Consider the following 3,251-nt stretch of genomic DNA (forward strand, 5'->3'; position numbering starts at 1 on the left):
TCACGTCGTTCGCCTTCTTCATCATCGGCGGCATCCTGGCGCTGCTGATCCGTGCGGAGCTGGCCCAGCCCGGCACGCAGCTGGTCGACGACGAGACGTACAACCAGCTGTTCACGATGCACGGCACGATCATGCTGCTGATGTTCGCGACGCCGCTGTTCTTCGGCTTCGGCAACGCGATCATGCCGCTGCAGATCGGTGCGCCCGACGTCGCGTTCCCGCGACTCAACATGTTCAGCTACTGGCTCTACCTGTTCGGCAGCACGATCGTGGTCTCGGGCTTCTTCGTGCCCGGTGGCGCGGCGAGCTTCGGCTGGTTCGCGTACGCCCCATTGAGCGACGCGGTCAACTCGCCGGGTGTCGGTGGTGACCTGTGGGTCATGGGCCTCTACATGTCCGGCCTCGGAACGATCCTCGGTGGCGTCAACTTCATCACCACGATCTTCACGATGCGCGCGCCCGGCATGACGATGTTCCGGATGCCGATCTTCGTGTGGAACACGCTCGTCACCAGCATGCTCGTGCTGATCGCGTTCCCGATCTTCGCTGCCGCGCTGCTGGCCCTCGAGGCGGATCGCCGACTCGGTGCGCACGTGTTCGACCCCGCCAACGGCGGCCCGATCCTGTGGCAGCACCTGTTCTGGTTCTTCGGCCACCCCGAGGTCTACATCATCGCGCTGCCGTTCTTCGGCATCATCACCGAGATCCTGCCGGTGTTCGCCCGCAAGCCGATCTTCGGCTACGTCGGACTGGTCGGCGCGACGCTCATGATCGCGGCCCTGTCGGTCGCGGTGTGGGCCCACCACATGTTCGTCACCGGCTCGGTCGACCTGGCGTTCTTCTCCTTCATGACGTTCCTGATCGCAGTGCCCACCGGCGTGAAGTTCTTCAACTGGATCGGCACGCTGTGGGGCGGCTCCCTGTCGTTCGACACGCCGCTGATCTTCTCGCTGGGCTTCCTGACGACATTCCTCTTCGGTGGTCTGACGGGTGTCATCCTGGCGTCGCCGACGCTCGACTTCCAGCTGTCGGACAGCTACTTCGTCGTCGCGCACTTCCACTACGTCGTCTTCGGCACCGTGGTGTTCGCGATGTTCGCAGGTTTCTACTTCTGGTGGCCCAAGCTCACCGGCCGCATGCTGGACGAGAAGCTCGGCAAGATCCACTTCTGGCTGCTGTTCATCGGCTTCCACCTGACGTTCCTCGTGCAGCACTGGCTCGGCGTCGAGGGCTTCCCGCGTCGCTACGCCGACTACGGCGCCGGCGACGGGTTCACGACGCTCAACGAGATCTCCTCGATCGGTGCGTTCCTGCTCGGTGCGTCGACGCTGCCGTTCTTCTACAACGTGTGGAAGTCGCGCAAGTCCCCGCTCGTCGGTCTCGACGACCCGTGGGGCTGGGGCCGCTCCCTCGAGTGGGCGACCTCGTCCCCGCCGCCGCGTCACAACTTCACCTCGCTGCCACGCATCCGTTCCGAGAGCCCCGCGTTCGACCTCCACCACCCGGAGATCGCCGCGCTCGAGCTGGCGCACAACCCCGGCGAGAACTCCGCGTTCGCCGATGCCCCGGACGTGTCGGGCAAGAGTGGTCAGGCCAACGGCCGTGTCCAGGCCGACACTCACGACGAGAAGGACGACTGATCCATGAAGGCCGAAACTTGGACCATCCTGGCGTGCGGGATCTTCTTCGCACTGATCGCTCCGGTCTACTGGGTGCTGACGACCGACCCGACCGGCACGACGGCGCTCGTCATGACGACGCTGCTGTGCGTGCTGCTGGGCTTCTACCTGGGCGTCGTCGCCCGGCAGATCCCGGACCGCCCCGAGGACCGCAGCGACGGCGAGATCGCCGAAGGCGCCGGTGAGCAGGGCTTCTTCCCGCCCTACAGCTGGTGGCCGCTGTTCTGCGCGATGGCGTTCGCCGTGTGCGTGCTGGGCGTCGTCATCGGCTGGTGGCTGTTCATCATCGGAGCGGGCATCGGTGCGGTCACGCTGTGTGGCTGGATCTTCGAGTACTACCGCGGGATCCACGCTCACTGACCCGTCACGCGCGGTGGCTCGAATCGCCTCGGACAGCACGTAAACTGTGCTGGTGAGGCATCTTCGAGTCGCCGCAGTGACGGCATCCGCAGCCCTGGTCGTGATGGTCGGCTGCACCGCCGGGGGCGTCAAGGACGCCGTGGCGCCGGACGAGCCCAAGGATCCCATCACGCTGAGTCCCAACGTCCGGCCCAAGGCGGCGGACGTCAAGGTGAGCACGCGGGTCAAGGTGCTGGCCGAGGACGGCACGATCACGAAGGCCAGCCTCAGGACGGCCGACGGCAAGACCCGGATCAAGGGTCGTCTGACCGACACCAGCTGGACCGCCCGCGACCGGCTCGAGCCCGGCACGGCCTACCAGCTCACCGCCACCGGCACGGGTGAGGACGGCAGGACCGACACGATCCGCCGCAGCTTCACGACGCAGGCCCTGACGCTGCAGCAGCAGACGTACCCCTCGGTGGCCCCGCTGCAGGGCGAGACGGTCGGTGTGGGGATGCCCGTCATCGTCACGTTCGACCTCCCGGTCAAGAATCGTGCGCTCTTCGAGAAGCACATGTCGGTGACCACGGACAAGGACGTCACGGGCTCCTGGACGTGGTTCAGCGACCGGGAGGCGCACTTCCGCCCCAAGACGTTCTGGCCGGCCCACACGGCCGTCAAGGTGCGCCTGAGGCTCAACAGCCTGCCGGCCGGCAGCGGCGTCTACGGCCAGCAGGACCAGGACGTGGACTTCCGCGTCGGCCGGAAGGCCGTGACGGTGGTCAACATCAAGAAGCACCGGCTGCGCTACTCGGTCGACGGTGACGTCAAGAAGATGATCCCCGTGTCGACCGGCGACGCCGGGCACCGCACGCGTGAGGGCATCAAGATCATCATGGAGAAGTTCTCCTCGATCGACATGGACGCCGCGACGACCGGGGTCGACTCCGAGGACCCGGGCTACTACAACATCTCGGACGTCCGCTGGGCGATGCGCCTGACCAACTCGGGGGAGTTCCTGCACGCCGCCCCGTGGTCGGTCGGCTCGCAGGGCCGCGCCAACGTCAGCCACGGCTGCACCGGGATGAGCACGGCCAACGCCAAGTGGCTCTACCACCACTCCCAGCGGGGGGACGTCGTCAAGTACGTCAACAGCCCCCGCAAGCTCGAGGACCGCAACGGCTGGACCGACTGGAACGTCCCGTGGCGCACGTGGCTCAAGGGCTCGGC

Annotated in this window: 3 protein-coding genes; all 3 read left to right on the forward strand. The window is 66.5% G+C overall.

Annotated features, from left to right (window positions below):
• On the forward strand, window positions 1-1,640 hold a 1,640-nt coding region (gene ctaD / locus JWQ91_RS16380), incomplete at its 5' end, for a cytochrome c oxidase subunit I (RefSeq protein ID WP_297786654.1).
• Window positions 1,641-1,643: 3 nt separating this feature from the next.
• A complete protein-coding gene (locus tag JWQ91_RS16385; protein ID WP_297786657.1) occupies window positions 1,644-2,039 on the forward strand; it encodes a cytochrome c oxidase subunit 4 in 396 nt (131 codons plus the stop codon).
• 52 nt (window positions 2,040-2,091) lie between these two features.
• A partial coding sequence (locus JWQ91_RS16390) for an Ig-like domain-containing protein (protein WP_297786660.1) occupies window positions 2,092-3,251 on the forward strand: 1,160 nt, incomplete at its 3' end.

This window comes from Aeromicrobium sp. (assembly GCF_025965075.1).
In the GTDB taxonomy this organism is placed as follows: domain Bacteria; phylum Actinomycetota; class Actinomycetes; order Propionibacteriales; family Nocardioidaceae; genus Aeromicrobium.